Annotated in this window: 21 protein-coding genes and 3 tRNA genes; 11 read left to right on the top strand and 13 right to left on the bottom strand. The window is 45.2% G+C overall.

Features of this window, described 5'->3' with window-relative positions:
• Window positions 1-113: 113 nt before the first annotated feature.
• Window positions 114-2,294: a S46 family peptidase gene (locus LKO26_RS05780; RefSeq protein ID WP_227586900.1), complete on the top strand. Its 2,181-nt coding sequence runs from the start codon at window positions 114-116 to the stop codon at window positions 2,292-2,294.
• A gap of 85 nt (window positions 2,295-2,379) precedes the next feature.
• Here the strand turns inward: LKO26_RS05780 and LKO26_RS05775 are convergent, their stop codons facing one another.
• Both LKO26_RS05775 and LKO26_RS05770 read right to left on the bottom strand, forming a co-directional pair.
• Window positions 2,380-2,721, bottom strand: a complete 342-nt coding sequence (locus tag LKO26_RS05775) for a hypothetical protein (RefSeq protein WP_227586899.1) — start codon at window positions 2,719-2,721, stop codon at window positions 2,380-2,382.
• Window positions 2,722-2,823: 102 nt separating this feature from the next.
• The gene (locus tag LKO26_RS05770) at window positions 2,824-4,359 is read right to left on the bottom strand and encodes a YifB family Mg chelatase-like AAA ATPase (protein WP_227586898.1); all 1,536 of its coding nucleotides are present in this window, start codon (window positions 4,357-4,359) and stop codon (window positions 2,824-2,826) included.
• Window positions 4,360-4,472: 113 nt separating this feature from the next.
• Here LKO26_RS05770 and LKO26_RS05765 point away from each other — a divergent pair, with 113 nt between their 5' ends.
• The 3 genes from LKO26_RS05765 to LKO26_RS05755 are packed head-to-tail and all read left to right on the top strand — an operon-like array spanning window position 4,473 to window position 6,093.
• Window positions 4,473-5,015 (top strand): hypothetical protein, encoded by a 543-nt coding sequence (locus tag LKO26_RS05765; protein ID WP_227586897.1) that lies wholly within the window; start codon window positions 4,473-4,475, stop codon window positions 5,013-5,015.
• Window positions 5,016-5,026: 11 nt separating this feature from the next.
• A complete protein-coding gene (locus tag LKO26_RS05760) occupies window positions 5,027-5,725 on the top strand; it encodes a 3'-5' exonuclease (RefSeq protein ID WP_227586896.1) in 699 nt (232 codons plus the stop codon).
• 41 nt (window positions 5,726-5,766) lie between these two features.
• Window positions 5,767-6,093, top strand: coding sequence for an SUF system Fe-S cluster assembly protein (locus LKO26_RS05755; RefSeq protein WP_227586895.1), 327 nt, complete (start codon window positions 5,767-5,769; stop codon window positions 6,091-6,093).
• Here the strand turns inward: LKO26_RS05755 and LKO26_RS05750 are convergent.
• Together LKO26_RS05750 and LKO26_RS05745 are read right to left on the bottom strand one after the other, a co-directional pair.
• Window positions 6,090-6,497: an OsmC family protein gene (locus tag LKO26_RS05750; RefSeq protein ID WP_317206370.1), complete on the bottom strand. Its 408-nt coding sequence runs from the start codon at window positions 6,495-6,497 to the stop codon at window positions 6,090-6,092. The two genes, LKO26_RS05755 and LKO26_RS05750, sit on opposite strands and share 4 nt — an antisense overlap.
• 29 nt (window positions 6,498-6,526) lie before the next feature.
• Window positions 6,527-7,375, bottom strand: a complete 849-nt coding sequence (locus tag LKO26_RS05745) for a hydroxymethylglutaryl-CoA lyase (protein WP_227586894.1) — start codon at window positions 7,373-7,375, stop codon at window positions 6,527-6,529.
• Between the two features lie 102 nt (window positions 7,376-7,477).
• Here LKO26_RS05745 and LKO26_RS05740 point away from each other — a divergent pair, with 102 nt between their 5' ends.
• From LKO26_RS05740 to LKO26_RS05725, 4 genes are all read left to right on the top strand, one after another.
• The gene (locus LKO26_RS05740; RefSeq protein ID WP_227586893.1) at window positions 7,478-7,654 is read left to right on the top strand and encodes a hypothetical protein; all 177 of its coding nucleotides are present in this window, start codon (window positions 7,478-7,480) and stop codon (window positions 7,652-7,654) included.
• A 164-nt stretch (window positions 7,655-7,818) separates the two neighbouring features.
• Window positions 7,819-9,081 carry a peptidase T gene (gene pepT / locus LKO26_RS05735; RefSeq protein ID WP_227586892.1) on the top strand — a complete coding sequence of 421 codons (1,263 nt, stop codon included), beginning with the start codon at window positions 7,819-7,821 and terminating at the stop codon, window positions 9,079-9,081.
• Between the two features lie 101 nt (window positions 9,082-9,182).
• Window positions 9,183-9,593 (top strand): BrxA/BrxB family bacilliredoxin, encoded by a 411-nt coding sequence (locus tag LKO26_RS05730; protein ID WP_227586891.1) that lies wholly within the window; start codon window positions 9,183-9,185, stop codon window positions 9,591-9,593.
• 93 nt (window positions 9,594-9,686) lie between these two features.
• Window positions 9,687-11,201, top strand: coding sequence for a GH3 auxin-responsive promoter family protein (locus tag LKO26_RS05725; RefSeq protein WP_227586890.1), 1,515 nt, complete (start codon window positions 9,687-9,689; stop codon window positions 11,199-11,201).
• Between the two features lie 4 nt (window positions 11,202-11,205).
• On the opposite strand, the gene LKO26_RS05720 is transcribed toward LKO26_RS05725, so the two are convergent.
• The 8 genes from LKO26_RS05720 to LKO26_RS05685 form a co-directional block, all read right to left on the bottom strand.
• Window positions 11,206-11,547 carry a hypothetical protein gene (locus LKO26_RS05720; RefSeq protein ID WP_227586889.1) on the bottom strand — a complete coding sequence of 114 codons (342 nt, stop codon included), beginning with the start codon at window positions 11,545-11,547 and terminating at the stop codon, window positions 11,206-11,208.
• 17 nt (window positions 11,548-11,564) lie between these two features.
• A complete protein-coding gene (locus tag LKO26_RS05715) occupies window positions 11,565-11,912 on the bottom strand; it encodes a hypothetical protein (RefSeq protein WP_227586888.1) in 348 nt (115 codons plus the stop codon).
• The gene (locus LKO26_RS05710; protein ID WP_227586887.1) at window positions 11,912-12,892 is read right to left on the bottom strand and encodes an endonuclease/exonuclease/phosphatase family protein; all 981 of its coding nucleotides are present in this window, start codon (window positions 12,890-12,892) and stop codon (window positions 11,912-11,914) included. The genes LKO26_RS05715 and LKO26_RS05710 overlap by 1 nt, the downstream gene beginning before the upstream one ends.
• A gap of 3 nt (window positions 12,893-12,895) precedes the next feature.
• Window positions 12,896-13,630 carry a rhomboid family intramembrane serine protease gene (locus LKO26_RS05705; RefSeq protein ID WP_227586886.1) on the bottom strand — a complete coding sequence of 245 codons (735 nt, stop codon included), beginning with the start codon at window positions 13,628-13,630 and terminating at the stop codon, window positions 12,896-12,898.
• A 4-nt stretch (window positions 13,631-13,634) separates the two neighbouring features.
• A complete protein-coding gene (gene mutL / locus LKO26_RS05700; RefSeq protein ID WP_227586885.1) occupies window positions 13,635-15,404 on the bottom strand; it encodes a DNA mismatch repair endonuclease MutL in 1,770 nt (589 codons plus the stop codon).
• A 126-nt stretch (window positions 15,405-15,530) separates the two neighbouring features.
• A tRNA-Leu gene (locus LKO26_RS05695) sits at window positions 15,531-15,614 on the bottom strand.
• A gap of 13 nt (window positions 15,615-15,627) precedes the next feature.
• A tRNA-Gly gene (locus LKO26_RS05690) sits at window positions 15,628-15,700 on the bottom strand.
• A gap of 35 nt (window positions 15,701-15,735) precedes the next feature.
• Window positions 15,736-15,817: transfer RNA gene (locus LKO26_RS05685), tRNA-Leu, on the bottom strand.
• A 160-nt stretch (window positions 15,818-15,977) separates the two neighbouring features.
• Here LKO26_RS05685 and LKO26_RS05680 point away from each other — a divergent pair.
• From LKO26_RS05680 to LKO26_RS05670, 3 genes are read left to right on the top strand one after another with little or no spacing between them, the layout of a single operon-like run.
• Complete coding sequence (locus LKO26_RS05680; protein ID WP_227586884.1) at window positions 15,978-16,367, top strand: DUF3127 domain-containing protein; 390 nt, start codon at window positions 15,978-15,980, stop codon at window positions 16,365-16,367.
• Between the two features lie 54 nt (window positions 16,368-16,421).
• The gene (aat, locus tag LKO26_RS05675) at window positions 16,422-17,075 is read left to right on the top strand and encodes a leucyl/phenylalanyl-tRNA--protein transferase (protein WP_227586883.1); all 654 of its coding nucleotides are present in this window, start codon (window positions 16,422-16,424) and stop codon (window positions 17,073-17,075) included.
• Entirely contained in the window at window positions 17,062-17,949 is an 888-nt protein-coding gene (locus LKO26_RS05670) for a DMT family transporter (protein WP_227586882.1), read from the top strand. Before aat ends, LKO26_RS05670 begins: the two co-directional genes overlap by 14 nt.
• A gap of 17 nt (window positions 17,950-17,966) precedes the next feature.
• On the opposite strand, the gene LKO26_RS05665 is transcribed toward LKO26_RS05670, so the two are convergent.
• On the bottom strand, window positions 17,967-19,337 hold the full coding sequence (locus LKO26_RS05665) for a tetratricopeptide repeat protein (RefSeq protein ID WP_227586881.1): 1,371 nt from the start codon (window positions 19,335-19,337) through the stop codon (window positions 17,967-17,969).
• Window positions 19,338-19,373 lie beyond the last annotated feature (36 nt).

Below are 19,373 nucleotides of genomic sequence, written 5' to 3'. Positions count from 1 at the left end.
CCACCGCTCAGCCGGTGGTTTTTTTATGAACATGAAGAAAGCAAGCGCCGGCGGCGGCACATCTGTTTTTTGAAAAAAATCACTACATTAGCAACGCAAAATAATTTTACCCAATGAAAAGAATATTTCTACTATTTACATTCCTTTTGAGTTTTGCACAAATGAAGGCCGACGAGGGAATGTGGCTCATGATGCTCATTAAAAGATTAAACGGCGTAGATATGCAGAAGCAAGGACTGCGTCTGACTCCGGAAGAAATCTATTCCGTAAACAACTCCTCACTGAAAGATGCCATCGTAAGTTTTGGCGGCTTCTGCACCGGCGAAATCGTATCGGATCAGGGACTGATTTTTACCAATCACCATTGTGGTTATGATGCCATTGCCGACGCTTCTACCCCCGAAAAAGATTTCCTGAAAAACGGTTTCTGGGCACTGAAGCCGGCAGATGAGTTTAATGCCAAAGATCTTTATGTAAGATTCCTGGTGCGGATGGATGACGCCACCCAAAGAATCAATTCCAAACTGAACAATGAGATGACTGCCGACCAGCGCAAAGCAATCATTGATGCAGAATATAAAGCCATCCAGAAAGAAAATTCTGAAAACGGAAAATACACCGTGGTGGTCAGAGACTTCTTTAATGGAAACGAATTTTATTATTTCGTATATCAGGATTACAAAGATATCCGTCTGGTAGGGGCTCCTCCTTCCGCTCTGGGTAAATTCGGAGGCGATACCGATAACTGGGAATGGCCAAGACATACTGCAGATTTCGCGGTATTCCGCGTGTATGCTGATGCCAAGGGCAATCCGGCAGAATACGACCCGAAAAATGTACCTTTGAAACCCAAGCACCACCTGCCGGTATCCCTGAAAGGATATAAACCCGGAGATTTCTCCATGATTCTGGGCTACCCGGGACGTACCAACCGTTACATGACTTCGTACGGAATTGCACAGCTCATCAGCAAAGATTATCCGGCATGGGTAGATGCTTCTGATGTCGCCATGAAAGTCATGAAAAAATACATGGACCGCAATAAGGCCACCCAACTGAACTACGCTTCGCAGTACGCCAATGTAGCCAATTACTGGAAAAACAGACAGGGAACCATAGACGCCATCGTGCAGAACGGAACCATTCTGGAAAAAAAGAAAGAAGAATCCCAATTCAGTGACTGGTCCTACTTACCGGGCAATAGCGAATACAGCGGTTTACTGCCGAATATTGATGTATATTATAAGCAGATTTCTAACAGAAACGTAGAAAGAAGCTATGGAGGAATTCTGCAGATGAACACCAAATACATTACCATTCCGTTCCGTTTGGGTGCACTGTTTAAAGTGTATGCAGATCAGGATCTGGCAAACCGTATCAAGATGAGGCCTCAGGTAGAAGAAGCTATCAATGAAATGTATGGGAATTTTGATGCAGAACTGGAAGGGGAAATGATCAACTCCCTGGTCAACCTTTATCAGCAAAAAGTAAACAGAGCAGATGCTTCCAGAACATTAATGGAAGTAGATGCATCTACCCTTTCCCTGCAGGCGCACGGATCTGTTTTTGCCAATAAAGCCTCTGCCGTTAACTTCATGCTGAATCCTGACAAACTGAAACTGGATGCGGACCCGATGTACAGGTTTGCCAATGCGTATATTACCGATGCACGCGGCCTGATTACCCGATATGAAAAAGTAGATGCCAATTTTGCGAAAAACAACCGTTTATTACTCGATGGTTACAGAAAAGCGTTCCCGGAAAAAGTATTCTATCCGGATGCCAACGGTACCATGAGAATGACCTACGGATCTGTAGACCGTCTGCCTATGAGAGAAGACAGAAACTATGACGGCATTACCGACAATTATTATACCGATATGCAGGGACTGGTCAACAAATACAAGGAAGGAGATGAGGAATTTGACCTCCCGAAAAAAGTGATGGACATGCACGCCATGCGTGACTATGGAATCTACGCAGATGCGGCCGGTCACATGCCGGTAAACTTCCTCACCAATCATGATATTACAGGTGGTAATTCCGGTTCTCCGGTGATTGATGCAGACGGGTACCTCATCGGGATTGCTTTCGACGGAAACTCTGAAGCGCTGTCCGGAGATGTGGTTTTCGAGCCGGAATTCCAGAAGACCATTAACGTGGACATCCGCTTTGTGATGTGGGTAATTGATAAATATGCCGGTGCCAAAAGGCTGGTAGAAGAAATGACCTTTGTAACCGACGAGCATCCAAAACCTGTAAAAGGCAGCGTGCTGAACGCAAAGAAAAGATAGAACTCTGAAACGAGTTTACACAGAAAAACCGGAGGCAATGCTTCCGGTTTTTTTATTCACTATAGGACAAATCAGATCACTGAAATCATCTGTAATACTGTCCGAAATACTGCGGAGCATCCTCGTCAAAAGTAGGCGTCTTCAGGAGCTCCAGCGCTTTGGCAGAAACCTCTGCAAACTGCTCCTGAGTGAAAGCATCCGGAAAATTCTCATGGCCGAAATTGCCCACAGCGCCCAGCACCATCTGCATTTCGTCTTCAGAAATACTGCCGTTTTGCAAATGCCGCTGGCGGATGGTATAGGCACTCACCCATGACGCGATTTCCACGAGCTTGCTCAAAGTGATTTCAGAATTCTGGTTAATGGTTTTCGTGATAAAATGATTCATCTGAAAGTAAATCATATCATGTACATTCATGTCTTGCATAAAAATGGATTTTAAACTGAATATTAGGTAGGGCTAAAAGTAAGTTTTTTTGTGAAATTATACGCCTCGGTTTCATTGGTTTCACCAATAACGGTATTCATTTCAGACATTCCAGAATTCACGGTCCAGACTCCGGTACTGAATCGCCTCTGCAATCTGGCTGCTGCCAATGTGCTCTTCGCCCTCCAGATCTGCAATCGTACGGGCCACTTTCAGAATCCGGTCATAGGCCCTGGCCGAAAGATTCAGTTTTTCCATAGCGGTTTTGATGAGTGCAGACGAAGCGTCATCCAGTTCACAGAAGCGCTCTATTTCCTTAGGTCCCATCTGTGCATTATAACTGATTTCCAAATCTTTATAGCGTTCGTTCTGTCGTTCGCGTGCCTGCATTACCCGCTCACGGATGGCCAGACTGTTCTCGCCCTTCCGCCGGTCAGCCAACTGGTCAAATTCCACTTTTTGCACTTCCACATGAATATCAATGCGATCCAGAAGCGGACCCGAGAGGCGGTTCATATAGCGCTGCATTTCAAACGCGGTGGAAGTGTTATTGGGATCATCCGGAAAATAGCCGCTGGGGCTGGGATTCATACTGGCCACGAGCATAAAACTCGCCGGATAATTCACCGTAAACTTAGCTCTGGAAATGGTGACCACCCGGTCTTCCAGCGGTTGCCGCATCACCTCCAGCACGGTGCGTTTAAACTCGGGCATTTCATCCAGAAACAACACGCCGTTGTGCGCCAGTGAAATCTCTCCCGGCTGCGGATAGCTGCCCCCGCCCACCAGTGCCACATCTGAAATCGTATGATGGGGACTGCGGAATGGTCTTACGGTCATAAGAGATGTCTCCGAGCCAATTTTTCCGGCCACAGAATGGATTTTGGTAGTTTCCAGCGCTTCTTTCAGGGTAAACGGAGGCAAAATACTGGGCACTCTCTTGGCGAGCATGGTTTTACCACTGCCCGGAGGCCCGATGAGAATAATATTATGCCCGCCTGCCGCAGCTACCTCCATGGCGCGCTTGGCCGTTTCCTGCCCTTTGACCTCAGAAAAATCAAAAGGAAACACATTGATTTTATCCTGAAATTCTTTTCGGGTGTCAATTTCCGTGCGCTCAAGTGGCGTTCCGTCATTAAAAAATGCAATCACCTCTGCAATATTTTCTACCCCGTACACGTCCAGATTGCTTACAATGGCTGCCTCACGGGTATTTTGTTTAGGGAGAATAATTCCTTTAAAACCTTCTTCCCTGGCTTTGATCGCGATGGGCAATACCCCTTTTATCGGTTGCAAGCCTCCATCCAGAGAGAGTTCGCCCATAATGATATAATCGCCCACTGTTTCAGCAACAATCTGATCTGAGGCGGCCAGAATTCCGATGGCAATGCTCAAATCATATGCAGAGCCTTCTTTCCGGAGATCTGCAGGCGCCATATTGATGGTGATTTTTTTACCGGGAACTTTATACCCCACATTTTTCAGCGCAGCAGAAATTCTGTAGCTGCTTTCCTTGATGGCGTTGTCGGGCAGACCCACCAGGTGATAGCCTACACCGGGACTGTCTACACTAACTTCTATGGTAATCGTCTGAGCTGTCACACCAAAAATGGCACTTCCGTAAATCTTTACAAGCATACTCCAAGGTTTAGTCTGAGTAAAGTTAATAAATCTCACGAATAAAAATTAAGGGTTTTTCCCCATTATGATATTCAAATTATTGATACTTTTGTTAAGTAAAGCCATTTTTAATGAATTTAGAAAACATCCGGATGCATGTGGACGCGTACAAATCTCACGACCAGATTCTGGACGCTGCCCAATTTCTGATTCATAATTATAAGCTTGAGCACGAAAATTTCGCAGGTTTTGATTTCCGGCCGGAGAGGTCTGCAAATGCACTGCTGCTTACCGCTGAGGGCGTGCTGGGCGGACCGCAGAAAGTGTATATTCCTCGGAATATCTTTGACTTTAATCTGCCGCTGGTCCTCAATCTCATTGCCCATGAGATGCTCCACGTCAGACAAAAAGCACCCGGGCACATAGTGGAAGACAAAAACGAACGGGAATGGCAGGCCTATACCGAAATGCTCTTTCACAAAGAATTTCCGCAAATCCCGGATGCACCGGATTTTAACAGAAAACAATTTGCAGAGAAGGCACTGGAATATTACCGCCGGATGGGTGAAGGTTCCGAACTGCAACAAAAATACGCTTCAGAAAAAAAGAAAGTAGAAACTGTGCTGGAAGAAATTCTTAGCAAAAAATCTGCTGCACAAAATCAACCTCTCTAAAATATTCTATTATGATTCAGCATATTCCCTTAGAAAAAGTTTTGTTTCTGGATATAGAAACAGTACCTCAGTACGGCAACTGGGACGAACTCCATGAAGCCGAACAGGCCTTATGGGATAAAAAAACAAAATTTCAGCGAAAAGAAGAATTCACCGCAGAAGAATTTTATAAAGAACGGGGCGGAATCATGGCTGAATTCGGAAAAATCATCTGTATCTCCGTGGGCATGACCGACAAAAACGGAAAATTGCTCATCAAAAGTTTCTACGGTGATGATGAAAAAAAGTTACTGGAAGAATTCGGAGCCATTTTTAACAGACCCAAACTCCGGGACGTAATTCTGTGTGCGCACAACGGGAAAGAATTTGACTTCCCGTGGATTGCCCGCAGATTTCTGATCCATGGAATGCAACCGCCCGTGCCGTTTCAGATGTTTGGCAAAAAGCCGTGGGAAATTCCGCATCTGGATACGATGGAACTCTGGAAGTTCGGCGATTATAAATCCTATGTATCTCTGGAGTTGCTGGCGCATGTCTTCGGAATCCCTACGCCTAAGGACGATATAGACGGGTCTATGGTTGCATCAATCTATTATATAGAAAAAGACTTATTTAGAATTGTTCAATATTGTGAAAAAGATGTCTTAACTTTGGCAAATGTTTTCCGCCGGATGCGGCAGGAAGATTTATTATCAACATCCGAAAATTAAGATACCGGTGCTGCACAAAACAGCATCTGGGAAAAGTCAAAATGAAATATACAGACGATCAGATAGCCGATATCGGCGAAAAAATTATTTTTGCTCTAAAGACCGTATATGACCCGGAGATTCCGGTAGATATTTACGAGCTGGGACTTATCTATGACGTGCAGATTTCTGATGAGGGCAACGTAAAGGTGGTGATGACCCTTACCACACCCAACTGCCCTGTAGCAGAAAGTCTCCCGGCAGAAGTCCGCGAAAAGGTTTCCGCCGTACGCGGAGTGGGCGAAGTAGATCTGGAACTTACCTTCGAACCCTCATGGAATAAAGATATGATGAGTGAAGAAGCCCGCTTTGAGCTCGGAATGTTCTAATTTCCGTAAGAAAAAGTAACCGTCTTTTTCACATCCGGGTGCAGGGATAGTGCCACGGGACAGTTCATTGCGGTATGTTCCATGAACTCGCGCTGCTCCTCAGTAAATTCACCTTTAAAGGACAGCTTGCATACGATTTCCGCAATTTTTCTGGGTTGCGGATTCATATTTTTCTGAATTTCGGCATAAGAACCGTCGATGACAATTCCTCTGGTCCTGCCCAAAATGGCAATGGTAGTCAGCATGCACTGCGCCAGCGAGGCCGCACATAAATCGGTAGGCGAAAAAGCTTCACCTTTTCCATGATTATCGGTAGGAGCATCTGTAAGCACCACTGTTCCAGATTGCAGATGTTCGGATTCACAGCGCAAATCGCCCAGGTAGGTTATTTTAGAAGTCATCATAGGGATCAGTTATCGTTAGCAGTATCTTTCTAAAAATGAAAAACATCCTTCGCCTTATTATAGGCACTTTCAAAATTCAGTAAATTCAGTGAATGGTCTATTTTCTCTGCAGCCATAAAATTGATGACCTGCTCTGTAGGCATATTTCCCACCAGATCATCTTTGGCCATCGGGCAGCCGCCAATTCCCTTTATGGCAGAGTCAAAACGGCGGCAACCACTGTCATAGGCAGCCTTCAGTTTGGCATAGGAATCTTCATACCGGTTATGAAAATGAGCCCCAAACTCAATATCGGCATACTGCGGAGGAATTTTACTGAACAGCAACTCTATCTGCTCGGTAGTTCCGGTTCCGGTAGTATCTGAAAGCAGAATATCCCGTATTCCAATATCCTGAAATCGTTTGGCCCACAAATCGACATCCTCCCACTGCCATTTTTCACCATAAGGGTTTCCAAATGCCATTGAAAAATAAACATTGAGTTTTCTGCCGGCGTCTTCCGTCAGTTTCTTAATTTCTACAATTTGCGCAAATGCCTCCTCCTGATCTTTATTCGTATTTCGGTACTGAAAGGTCTCAGAAATAGAAAAAGGAAACCCAAGAATATCTACATTACTGTGGTTCAGCGCTTTCTCTGCACCCCGTAAATTGGCCACAATAACGGAAATTTGCGTGGCAGAACCCGATTTGTCTATGGCGTCCATCACCTCACCGCTGTCTGCCATCTGGGGAATGGATTTGGGCGAGACAAAACTGCCACAATCCAGCACATCAAAACCAACACCCATCAGTGAATTGATATAGTCGATTTTTTTCTGCGTGGGAATCATTTCACCCCATCCCTGCATGGCATCTCTTGGACATTCTGTAAGAAACATTTTCGATTTTTGATTTTCTCAAAGATAATATTTTTTTTGAAAGTTAGATTTCAGGTCTGCAGCACCGCAAAATAACCTGGGGACCCCGCCCAAATTTTAGAAGTGAACATCAGACTTCCGGGCATCATCAGGAGTACCGCATTTGTGGCTCCGGCACACTTCAGAACCCGGCTGTCCGCTATTACTCCTCCGCCTGGCGCCACGGTTAAAACCGTGGCGCCAGGCGTGCGGGGTAGACGCTTCCATCCGGACTATGTTCGGGCAGGAAATTTCTTTTGAGGAAAATAGAAACTCAGGCAAGCAAATATCCCGTGAGGCTACAAAACACAGACGCGTTCCGAAACGGCCATAAAAAATGAATCACCCCATCAGGAATTCACAGCCAAAACCGTGCTTCCGGCTGCGGTAAAATCCTTATCTTTGTTAGATTAAATTTATCAGAAATGACGACCATAGAATTCAACCTGGAGTGGAAACTGAAACTTCAGAACCGCTTCATCAACTACGCAAAAATCTATTCTACAAGTGATCCCGAAAGCGAAACCACACCCTCTACAGAAAGGCAGTGGGACATCGCCAATTACATTTACGAGGAACTGAAAGCCCTGGGCCTCAGCGATGTAAGCATAGACGAGCACGGCTATATTTATGCCTACGTGCCTTCCAATCTGGATCAGGATAACGAGCCGGTGGTTGGCTTCATTGCGCATTATGATACCTCGCCGGACTTCAGTGGTGAAAACGTAAAACCCATTATCTGGGATGATTATGACGGGGGAGATTTGTTGCTGAACAAAGAAACCGGATTCACCTTGTCTCCGTCAAAATTTGAAAGCCTGAAACAGTATGTGGGCAAAACCCTGATTACCACAGACGGAACCACACTTCTGGGCGCAGACGATAAAGCAGGCGTAGCAGAAATTGTCACCGCTGCAGAATACCTTCTGGCCCACCCGGAAATCAAACATGGCAGAATTGCCATTGGATTTACCCCAGACGAAGAAATAGGCCGCGGTGCCCACAAATTTGATGTAGAAAAATTCGGTGCCGAATGGGCCTACACCATGGACGGGAGCGAGGCAGGCGAACTGGAATATGAAAACTTCAATGCAGCCGGTGCAGTAGTGAAAATACATGGACTCAGCGTGCATCCGGGTTATGCTTACGGTAAAATGGTCAATGCAGCATTGCTGGCAGCTGAATTTGCAAAAATGCTTCCGGAAAACGAAACACCTTCTACCACCAAAGGTTTCGAAGGGTTTTTCCATCTTACCGATATCAATGCCGACGTTTCTGAAGCCAAGTTGCAATACATTATCCGCGATCATGATGAAGAAAAATTTGAAGCCCGCAAAAAACTGATGACAGATAAAGTGGCCGAATTTAATGCTCAACATGGTGAAAACACTGCAGAAGTAGAGATTAAGGAGCAATACCGCAATATGAAACAGCAGTTTGAAGGCAAAATGCACATCATTGACATTGCTGCACAAGCCATGCGGGATGCCAATGTAGAACCGAAGATCAAAGCCATCCGCGGCGGTACAGACGGCGCTCAGTTGTCCTATATGGGACTGCCCTGCCCGAACATCTTTGCCGGCGGCATGAACTTCCACGGACCGTATGAATATGTGGCCCTGGAAACCATGGAAAAAGCTGTGAAAGTTATTGTCAATATTGCAAAAGCAGTTAAAACCAAACCTTAAAAATTGCCACAGACTTGCCAAATTGTCCGGCAGGATGATTTGGAACAATTTTGATGACATTGTAATTCAGAATATTAATATTAACCTAAAATTAAAGTAATATGTATCCAGAAGAAATGGTAATGCCTATGAAGGCAGAACTTACTGATAAAGGATTTGAAGACCTGACCTCTGCAGAGCAGGTGAATAACGCCCTTGCCAAAAGCGGAACCACACTTTTAATGATCAATTCCGTGTGCGGCTGTGCAGCGGGCGCCGCAAGACCCGGCACGGTATTCTCTCTTACCGGTGATAAAAAACCAGACCAGCTGGTCACCGTATTTGCAGGATTTGACGGCGAGGCAGTTGCAGAAGCCAGAAAACACCTGGCTCCATTCCCGCCCAGTTCACCATGCATCGCATTGTTCAAGGACGGCGAACTGGTACACATGCTGGAGCGTCATCACATAGAAGGCAACCCGGCAGGCGCCATTGCGGCCAATCTGCAGGCTGCGTATGATGAATATTGCTAAAGTTTGCATTGCTCAAAGAATGTATAAAAACAGTGAAATAATTTTTCACTGTTTTTTTTAGGTCTGTTTTTGCAGAAATAATTATATTTGGAGATGGCAACAAAGGCATTGTTTAACTCAGTGGTAAACTGGTTCATTAAACAAAGAATTGATCAGATTCAGAATTTCATGAATCACCCTGTAGAAACGCAGAAAGGGGTGCTTTTTTCTCAGCTTTTTCATGCAGAGCATACCGAATATGGCAGGAAACACCAATTCAGCACCATCAGCTCGTATGAAGATTTCCGGCAACGTGTACCAGTAGTGACCTACGAGGATTTCGAACCCTATATAGAACGGGCACGCAAAGGAGAAAAAGACGTGTTCTGGCCGGGTGCCATTAAACATTTTGCCAAATCTTCCGGCACCACCAATGCCAAAAGTAAATTTATTCCCATTTCCGATGACAGCCTGGAAGACTGCCATTTCAAAGCCGGAAAAGATCTGGTATCCATTTATGCCAATAACCACCCGAACAACACTCTTTTTTCCAATAAAAATCTGAGGCTGGGCGGCAGTGCCGAGCTTTATGAAGATTTCAATACGAAATTCGGGGATCTCTCTGCCATTTTAATTGAAAATCTGCCGTTCTGGGTAGAAATTACCACCACACCCGGCAAAAAAGTCTCCCTGATGTCTGAATGGGAAAGTAAACTGAAAGCCATCGTGGCCGAAGTAAAAAATCAGGATGTGGGCAGTCTTACCGGTGTGCCGAGCTGGATGCTGGTACTTTTGCAAAGAATTCTGGCCGATACCGGTCATCACAATATTGCAGAATTATGGCCCAATCTGGAAGTATTTTTTCATGGCGGCATCAGCTTTAAACCTTACCGGGAACAATACCGGAACATCATCGGCAAAGACATTAACTACTATGAAATCTACAATGCTTCGGAAGGGTTTTTCGGGATTCAGGATCAGTCCGGCAGTGATGAAATGCTGCTGATGCTGGATTACGGAATTTTCTATGAATTCATCCCGATGGATAAATTTAACCCCGATGATTTACAGGGCATTCCCCTGGAAGAAGTAGAACTCGGAAAAAATTACGCAATCGTCATCACAACCAACGGAGGATTATGGCGATACCTCATTGGCGATACCGTAAAATTCACCTCCAAGTATCCGTTCCGCATCAAGATTTCCGGCCGTACCAAACATTACATCAATGCCTTCGGCGAGGAACTGATGATAGACAATGTGGAAGCGGCTCTGGAAGAAGCCTGCAGAATTACAGGAGCTGAAATCTCAGATTATACCGGTGCACCGGTCTTTATGAAAGACGGGGAAGGCGGAGCTCACGAGTGGATTTTTGAATTCCGGAAAATGCCGGATGACCTGCAGCGTTTTTCCGCAAGTTTCGACAATCATCTGAAGACCATAAATTCTGATTACGAGGCCAAAAGATACCTGAATATGACCCTGAACGACCCTGTGGTACATGTGGCCAAGCCCAATCTGTTTTACAACTGGATGGCGCAGCGCGGTAAACTGGGAGGTCAGAATAAAGTTCCGCGTCTGAGTAATGACCGGGAATACATAGAGCCTTTGCTGATTCTGAATCAGTAAAAGGTTATTTCTTTTTCAGATCTTCTTGCAGTTTTTCTGCACCCTGCTCTACTTTTTCTGCACCTCGGGCTGCAGCATCTTTCACATCTTCACCGGCTTTCTTAAGTTCGGCACCGGCTTTCTGGGCAGCAACTTCCAGTTTTTCGCCAGCTTTGTTCAGTTCTGCTTTGGCATCCTGCACAGACTCCCGTACCTCTGCAGAATCAATACCTGTACGTTGGTCTGTTTCTACGGTAACCACCGTAGAAGTGCCATCTCCATGGTCAGTGGTTTCGGTGCGTATTTCACTTTTCTTGCAGGCAATAACCGCTGTGGCAAACAGACCTGCCCATAAAACTTTTTTCATATAAAATTGATTTGGTGTTATTGATTTTCAGTGACCGGCCCACGGCTTCCGGCAGCAGCCGCTTCCTGCTTTTTCTTCTCTGCCGCCTGCTTTTCCCGGGCCAGTTGTTCCTGTTCCTGCTTCAATTTTTGTTCCATTTCCTTCTCCCGGACACGCTGAAGAGAATCCTGGTACCGCCGAGAGGACATCCTGATGCGTTGTGCTACATCTACCGATATGGCTCCGGAAGAAAATGAATCTATGGCTGTAGTATCGTAATCTGCATGTACATACTGCTCAGCACCCGCTGTGGCAGCTGCCGGCGTTTTCTTATTGCAGGAAACCATCATCAGAACCAAAAGGATGAAAACTGTCTTTATATTCATTATTTGTTGATTTTAAATTCTGTAATCACCGGAAAGTGATCGGATAATTTCACAGACCGGTCTACTTCATAACGCAGGGACTGCACAGATTCTGATGCAAAAACATAATCAATCCTGATGGGAATTTTATAATCATGAAAACTGGTAGATAAGCCATGGCCGGATTCCATAAATGCATCTTTCAGACTACCTTTCAGCTGATAATACTCATACGAGTTCGGAACTGCATTAAAATCACCCGCCAGAATCACCGGGTACGGCGAGTTTTGCACAACTTCCGAAATCAATGACACTTCCTGCTGATGGATTCTAAAAACCGGAATCAGCCGCTTCAGCACATACAGCACTTTGGTTTTATTCTGCGCCAGGTCATCCGTAGGTTTTACCGTACTTTTGTCCAGTGAAAAAGGCGTGAGGTACACATTCACAATCCGGACGGTAGTGCCCTTTACATCTACATCTGCATAAAAAGCTTTGCCGATATTGCCGCCATCAATCAGTTTCTGCGCTTTGATTTCATATTTGGAATTCATGGCCACCTGCATATAAGGTTCGTTTCTGTACGGATAGCCCGGCACATTGAACTCACCGCCATACTCCTGACCCAGTACAATATCTGCATCCTGTTTCTGCAGATAATCATACACCTGTTCATACCCTTGTAATTTGCCGCCTTTTATATTAAAGCTGATGATTTTAAGATCCGGCACCTCATCATGACCACCTGAAAAGTTGATCCAGCGCTTCATGGGATTCCAGAATACCAAAGCAAACGCCAGAAAAAACAGTGCTCTTTTCCGCCACCGGATGATCCACAGCAGGCACAGCAGCAGATAGGCAACCAAAAGCCCGGGGAAGGCGAGCGACAATAAATTTAATGCAGGAAAAAATGTGGGAGGAATCCAGGCATTCAGCAAAGTGGCCCCCAGGAAGATCAGCAGGGCAATATGCAGAAAGGTGGCGATAATCCGGAAAATCATGCTTTAAAAACGGTTGAAATTATTTTGTTTTTTCTTCCAGTTTTTAATCCACAGATAACCAATGAGCGCACCTCCGAGATGCGCAAAATGTGCAATATTGTCTCCTTCAAACTGTCTGAAGCCCAGGAAAAGGGAGCCGGCAATGATGAGGGGAAGCAGATATTTTGCTTTGACCGGAAACGGGATGAACATGAAAATCAGTTCTGCATTCGGGAACAGCAGTGCAAATGCGGTCACAACTCCGAAGATGGCTCCGGATGCGCCCAGCATAGGCGTGGTGAGAAGATTGAAAAGGTGCTGTTCCGGAGCACTCAGTCCATAATAGTATTGCTCATTAAACCTGAAGAAATCTGCATTGGCAAATATTTCTGCGGGATTTATATTCATGGAAACCAGAGCTTGTGCAGCCTCCTGAATCAGAAAATAATTCCACACATTGTAAATCACGAAAGAACCCAGACCACAGACCAGATAAAAGGTAATGAATTTTCTCTCGCCCAGTACTTTCTCCAGCACCGGCCCGAAACTCAGCAGCGTAAACATATTAAAGAGCAAATGCATCCAGCCGCCATGTGCAAACATATGGGTAATGACCTGCCAGATCTTAAAACTCTTTGATTGCGGATAATAGGCGGCCAGATAATACATCAGATTCGGGAAGACCAGAAAAGATGCTACGAACACCAGGACATTAATGATGATGAGAGATTTTACCAGCGGTGTTATATTTCTGAACATATTTTTAAAATTTATTTTTCAAATCCTCCAGCGGCAGTTCTATAAAGCATCTTTTACCATCCGGAAGATAGGTAGGAAAGCCCAGATCGGAGAAATCGCGGATGACTTGTTCTGCATCTGTTTTATAAATAAAATCAAAGCGTGATTTACTTTGAAGTTTATTCCACTTCTGGTTATAAAAATCCATGAATTGCTCCTCTGTACGGTATTCCATAATTTCAAAGAGTTCTTCTATAAATTTCATCACCTGAGTCTCCTTCAGTCCCGAAGGTACCGCATCTATGCGCAATACCGTTTCATGAGCCACTTTAATATCAAAACCCAGCGCGGGGAGATGTTTTTTGATGGATTTATATTTATTCTTTTCAATCTCATTCATGTGATATTCCAGCGAAAACAGGAGTGAATGAGATACATTTTCACGTTTTTTATTTTTATTCTTTTCCGCCACCACCAGTCGGTGCATTCTGCCCAGATCCAGCATCAGGGTCTTTTCGCCTTTGTTGAGCAGCCAGTACCCGTTGGGCAGCCGCATCAGATCTTCATCAAACTCCTCATCTTCAAAGAGGTTGATTTTGGAGGGCGCAGCTTCAATGCTGTGATGGTATTGTTCTGCCAGGTTTTCCACTTCTGTGGTGGCTTCCTGTATTTCTTCCAGAAAAGGATTATAGCTGCGGTCTACCTGTATTTCAGGTATTTTAAATGAAGGGCTGTTCCCTTTGCTTGGCGCGCCGAACATCTGATCCATTTTGGGATCCCGGTCGAAGTCGAGACTGGGGGCAATATTGTAAATACCCAGGGCTTTCTTCACGGTAGAGCGGATCAGCGCAAAAATAAGATGCTCATCTTCAAATTTGACCTCAGTTTTCTGCGGATGGATATTGACGTCTATTTTCTCCGGATCGAGTTCCAGATAAAGAAAAAATGCAGGGATCAGTCCCGGCAGCAAAAGACCTTCAAATGCTTCCTGAACCGCTTTATTGAGGTAAGGGCTTTTGAAAAACCTTCCGTTGACAAAGAAAAACTGTTCACCCCGAACTTTTTTGGCACCTTCGGGTTTCGCCACATAACCTTCCATCTTCACCCAGCCCAGGTCTTCCTTCACAGGAATAAGAAGCGGATGCAGCTTGCGCCCGAAAATTTCCACAATCCGCTGGAGTTGTGTTCCTTTCCTAAGTTTAAAGATCTGGTCGTCATCATGAAACAGAGAGAATTCCAGTTTCTCGTGGGCCAGTGCTACCCGGTGAAATTCATCAATAATATGTCTGAATTCCACATTGTTGTTCTTCAGAAATTTACGCCTTGCGGGCACATTATAAAAGAGGTTTTTGACCGAGAAATTAGATCCGGCCATGGTCTGTACCGGCTCCTGAAACTGCAGGCCGCCGCCTTCAATATAAATATTGGTTCCAACCTCTGCGCCTTCTTTTTTTGTTTTTAGATCTACCTGCGCTACCGCAGCAATAGAAGCCAGTGCCTCTCCGCGGAAACCTTTAGTAGAAATTCTGAAGATATCTTCTGTACTTTTAATTTTGGATGTTGCATGACGCTCAAAAGCCATGCGGGCATCGGTCTCAGACATTCCGACACCGTTATCTACCACCTGAATGAGGTTTCTGCCTGCTTCGCGCACCATGAGTTCTATGCTGGTAGCACCGGCGTCTATCGCATTTTCCAGCAATTCCTTTACAATGGACGCAGGTCTCTGCACCACTTCTCCGGCCGCTATCTGATTGGCCACATGATCCGGTAAAAGCTGAATAATGTCTGACATTTGATGAACTTAATCCGCAAAAATACGGTTTTGTTTCGGGAAATAAAATGAAAAAACAGCGCAAGCGCTACAGAATGTGGAGTACCCCGAAAAGAAAATTGCCGCCCAATCAGCAGCAATTATAAGTACCCCGGACGGGACTTGAACCCGTACATCCTTGCGGATACAGGATTTTAAGTCCTGCGTGTCTACCAATTCCACCACCAGGGCCGGTAGAAAGTTGAGCGAAAAACGGGACTCGAACCCGCGACCCCGACCTTGGCAAGGTCGTGCTCTACCAACTGAGCTATTTTCGCAGAAAAAAATTTCTAAAATGAAATTCAGAAATCTGTGCGGATGAAGGGACTCGAACCCCCACGCCTCGCGGCACCAGATCCTAAGTCTGGCGTGGCTACCAATTACACCACATCCGCAGAATTTAAAAAGATCGTCTTTTTGTTTTGTGAGTGCAAATATAAAACCTTTTCTATTTCCCCGCAAATTTATTTTTAAAAAAATATTTATCCACATTCGCCCGTTTTCAATCGCTTTTTCATTAGTATTTCTTATTTTTACCGCTTATAAGATCATGATATGGAATTACAAGGAACTATTAAGAAAATAACTGACACTCAAACTTTTGCAAGTGGTTTTCAGAAAAGAGAAATGGTACTTCTTACCGAAGAGCAGTACCCGCAACCCATCAATATAGAGTTTCTGCAAGAGAAGGGAGATCTTCTTAATCATTGTAAAGAAGGAGAAAAAGTAAAAGTCAGCATCAACCTGAGAGGACGTGAGTGGACCTCACCGCAGGGAGAGGTAAAATATTTCAACTCCATCATTGGCTGGAGGCTGGAAAAAATGGAAGGTGGCACATCAGATTTTAATGAGCCTGTAGAAGCACAACCGGGTAACAACGCGCCGGCGGCCGCTGCACCGAATAAAAATGTGTTTGAAGAAGACGAGGACGATTTGCCTTTCTGATACCGGATATAACAAACCAAAATCCTGCTTTTCTGAAGTGGGATTTCTTATTTAATGATCACACTGAATCCCCACGAAATTTCCTTTCCGGATCCCGAAAAGTATCACCCGCCCGGCGGACTGATTGCCTCAGGAGGTGATCTCTCTGTGGAGCGTGTTTATTTTGCGTATGAAACCGGACTCTTCCCCTGGTACAATCCCGGAGAAGAAATCCTTTGGTGGTGTCCGGACCCCAGATTCGTCATGTTTCCGGATGAACTGAAGGTTTCCCGGTCCATGCAGAAAATCATGAACAGGGAACTGTTCCGCTTTACCGAAAATCAATGCTTCCGTACGGTAATGGAACACTGTATGCGGAGCGAAAGAAAACATCAGGATGGCACCTGGATCAATGAAGATCTGATTGACACCTTCACCCGGCTGCATGAAATGGGCGTGGCCACCAGTATAGAAGTCTGGCAAAATGACGCACTGGCGGGCGGACTGTACGGCGTACAAATGGGTGGCGTATTCTGCGGCGAAAGCATGTTTTCTCTGGTAAGCAATGCGTCCAAAGCCGGCTTTATCTACTTTGTGCAGAAATACAGGCACCAACTGGACCTGATTGACTGCCAGATTCACTCTGATCATCTGGAAAGTCTGGGTGCCCGCATGATTTCCAAAGCAGAATATTTGAAAATTTTAAAAAAATCCAATGAATCCCGATAAAGAAAGATGGGTGCTGCTGGTGGTTCTTTCCATTATCTGGGGCTCATCATTTATTCTGATTAAAAAATCACTGCAGTACTATGGCCCGTTCGAGGTGGGTGCTCTGCGGGTGCTCATTGCGGGACTGCTCCTGGCGCCTGTGGCCTTAATGAACCTCAGCAAATTCCCGAAGCAGCGGTGGAAATGGCTGGCACTGGCGGGCATTACCGGAAATTTCATTCCAATGTTTCTCTTTCCTCTGGCCGAGACCGAGGTCAGCAGCAGCATTGCGGGAATCATTAATTCCATGATGCCCATTTTTGTCATCATTGTAGGTGCGCTGTTCTGGAGTTTTGAGACCACCCGAAAACAAATGCTGGGGGTATTCATCAGTTTTACTGGTGCCTGCATCCTGATGCTGAGCGGACACGGAGGCAGCGACCTGAAAATAGTCCCCATACTCTGGCTGCTCCTGGCCACATTTCTGTATGCCATCAGTACCACCACGGTAAAATCTAAGCTGAATGACATCCCGGCCAGAATGCTGTCCTCTTTTGTATTCTTCTATATCCTGTTTCTTCCGTCACTGATTACCCTGATTCTGACGGGCTTTTTCAAGCATTTTGACGGATCTGCCGAAGCGTTTAAAGGTCTTGGATTTGTGAGTTTACTTTCTGTTTTCGGTACGGGGCTGGCCATGATGCTGAACTACCGGCTGCTGAAAATCTCCACACCGCTGTTTGCCTCTACCGTGACCCTTCTGATGCCAATTGTGGCGGTAATCTGGGGAATTATTGATGGTGAAAGACTCTCGGCCATGCAATTTGCCGGTGGCTTTATCATTATTGCCGGACTGATTTTTCTGCGTACCATTCCCAAAAAAACCGGTCCATAAACGGACCGGCAGCTTGTTTATTTCTTGCCGGACTTCACTTTCCGGAGTTCATCCTTCATGCCCGGATATTTCAGAATCATATCCTGCACAATGGACTCGTCCAGTTCCAACGCTGTTTTCAAATCATTTTGTGCATGTGCTGCATTTTTAAGCTGCATCCAGCAATTGCTCCGCTGGTAGAATAATTCTGCACGGTGATGTACTTTTACGGCATCATTCAGCACGGTTACAGCTTCTTCATGCTCGCCCACCAGCATCAGTACTTCCACATACGCGTACCAGTTGTAGAACCGTCCCGGCTCGTTCTGCACCAGCTTCTTCAGACACTCCAGGCTTTCTTCATATTTACCGGCATCAATATACAGATAAGCCATCCTTTTCTGATAATCCAGGTTATTGTCATTCAGTGCGGTAGCTTCTCTGGCAAAATGCAGCGCTTCTTTCATGGCACCTAATTCCTCATAGAGGTAACTCTGCTCCATCATGGCCTGATAGAACTGCGGATCTTCTATGAGTGATTTCTGGAAAGCCGATAGTGCCAGAACCGGCATTTTCAGGGTCCGGTAGCACAGTCCGATACGGTAATAGGTGTGGGCTTTTGTAAATTCTATTTCCAAAACTTCCTCATACACCAGAATGGCTTCCCTGTGTCTGCCCAGGGCTTCCAGACAACCTGCCTTCAGGCCGTACACATTTACCGCCCGGGAGTTGATGGCCAGCAGATAATCAAAAGCTTTAATGGCGTCTTCATAATTTTTGCGGTTAAAGTGAAACTGGCCATACTCATACCATGCGGTTTCAGAATACGGAAAACGATCCAGATAGCGGTTCATAAACTCGATGGCTTCATCGTACTTTTTAAGCTCAGAAAAGCAGAATACGCAGTTTTCAAATGCATACTCATCTGCCGGGTCTATACTCAGAGCCATCTTGTAATGTTTCAGTGCCTTGAACGGGTCTTCCAGATTCACGAACTCGTCTGCAATAAAATTGTGCAGGAAATTCTGTTCTTCTTCCTGCTTCAGTGCTTTTTCGCAATATTCTATGGCGCGTCTCGGATTCCCGAGATTGGAGTAATACTTGGCACAGCAAACTAGATAATCGGTACTTTCTGTACAGGATTCTGCCAGTTCTCCGATGAGTTTTTTGGCCACGTAATAATCTTCCTGCTCTAGCAGCACCTCTAGCTGTTTCGTCTTTATTTCGAGCGAATTGGGGTGCAGTTTCAGTCCGTAGTTGACGGCCATCTCGGCGTAGGAAATATCTCCGAGTTCCAGATAGTAGATGATGATATCTTCCAGCTCTTCGGTATCGAAGTAATATTCTTCATGGTTTTCCACCATTTCTTCGAACTTTTTGGCAAGTTCGTTTTCAAAAAAATCTTCCAATATTGTATGTACAGTCTTTTCAGCGCAGAAAAAATA

It is taken from the genome of Chryseobacterium sp. MFBS3-17 (assembly GCF_020687745.1).
GTDB lineage: Bacteria > Bacteroidota > Bacteroidia > Flavobacteriales > Weeksellaceae > Marnyiella.
The sequence above is the reverse complement of the archived record's forward strand: the minus strand, read 5'-3'. Positions and strand labels throughout refer to the sequence as shown.

Excerpts from the sequence above, each read along its gene's own strand:
- LKO26_RS05780 (WP_227586900.1), top strand. The coding sequence starts at position 114 with ATGAAAAGAATATTTCTACTATTTACATTCCTTTTGAGTTTTGCACAA.
- LKO26_RS05775 (WP_227586899.1), bottom strand. The coding sequence starts at position 2,721 with ATGCAAGACATGAATGTACATGATATGATTTACTTTCAGATGAATCAT.
- LKO26_RS05770 (WP_227586898.1), bottom strand. The coding sequence starts at position 4,359 with ATGCTTGTAAAGATTTACGGAAGTGCCATTTTTGGTGTGACAGCTCAG.
- LKO26_RS05765 (WP_227586897.1), top strand. The coding sequence starts at position 4,473 with ATGAATTTAGAAAACATCCGGATGCATGTGGACGCGTACAAATCTCAC.
- LKO26_RS05760 (WP_227586896.1), top strand. The coding sequence starts at position 5,027 with ATGATTCAGCATATTCCCTTAGAAAAAGTTTTGTTTCTGGATATAGAA.
- LKO26_RS05755 (WP_227586895.1), top strand. The coding sequence starts at position 5,767 with ATGAAATATACAGACGATCAGATAGCCGATATCGGCGAAAAAATTATT.
- LKO26_RS05750 (WP_317206370.1), bottom strand. The coding sequence starts at position 6,497 with ATGATGACTTCTAAAATAACCTACCTGGGCGATTTGCGCTGTGAATCC.
- LKO26_RS05745 (WP_227586894.1), bottom strand. The coding sequence starts at position 7,375 with ATGTTTCTTACAGAATGTCCAAGAGATGCCATGCAGGGATGGGGTGAA.
- pepT (WP_227586892.1), top strand. The coding sequence starts at position 7,819 with ATGACGACCATAGAATTCAACCTGGAGTGGAAACTGAAACTTCAGAAC.
- LKO26_RS05730 (WP_227586891.1), top strand. The coding sequence starts at position 9,183 with ATGTATCCAGAAGAAATGGTAATGCCTATGAAGGCAGAACTTACTGAT.
- LKO26_RS05725 (WP_227586890.1), top strand. The coding sequence starts at position 9,687 with ATGGCAACAAAGGCATTGTTTAACTCAGTGGTAAACTGGTTCATTAAA.
- LKO26_RS05720 (WP_227586889.1), bottom strand. The coding sequence starts at position 11,547 with ATGAAAAAAGTTTTATGGGCAGGTCTGTTTGCCACAGCGGTTATTGCC.
- LKO26_RS05715 (WP_227586888.1), bottom strand. The coding sequence starts at position 11,912 with ATGAATATAAAGACAGTTTTCATCCTTTTGGTTCTGATGATGGTTTCC.
- LKO26_RS05710 (WP_227586887.1), bottom strand. The coding sequence starts at position 12,892 with ATGATTTTCCGGATTATCGCCACCTTTCTGCATATTGCCCTGCTGATC.
- LKO26_RS05705 (WP_227586886.1), bottom strand. The coding sequence starts at position 13,630 with ATGTTCAGAAATATAACACCGCTGGTAAAATCTCTCATCATCATTAAT.
- mutL (WP_227586885.1), bottom strand. The coding sequence starts at position 15,404 with ATGTCAGACATTATTCAGCTTTTACCGGATCATGTGGCCAATCAGATA.
- LKO26_RS05680 (WP_227586884.1), top strand. The coding sequence starts at position 15,978 with ATGGAATTACAAGGAACTATTAAGAAAATAACTGACACTCAAACTTTT.
- aat (WP_227586883.1), top strand. The coding sequence starts at position 16,422 with ATGATCACACTGAATCCCCACGAAATTTCCTTTCCGGATCCCGAAAAG.
- LKO26_RS05670 (WP_227586882.1), top strand. The coding sequence starts at position 17,062 with ATGAATCCCGATAAAGAAAGATGGGTGCTGCTGGTGGTTCTTTCCATT.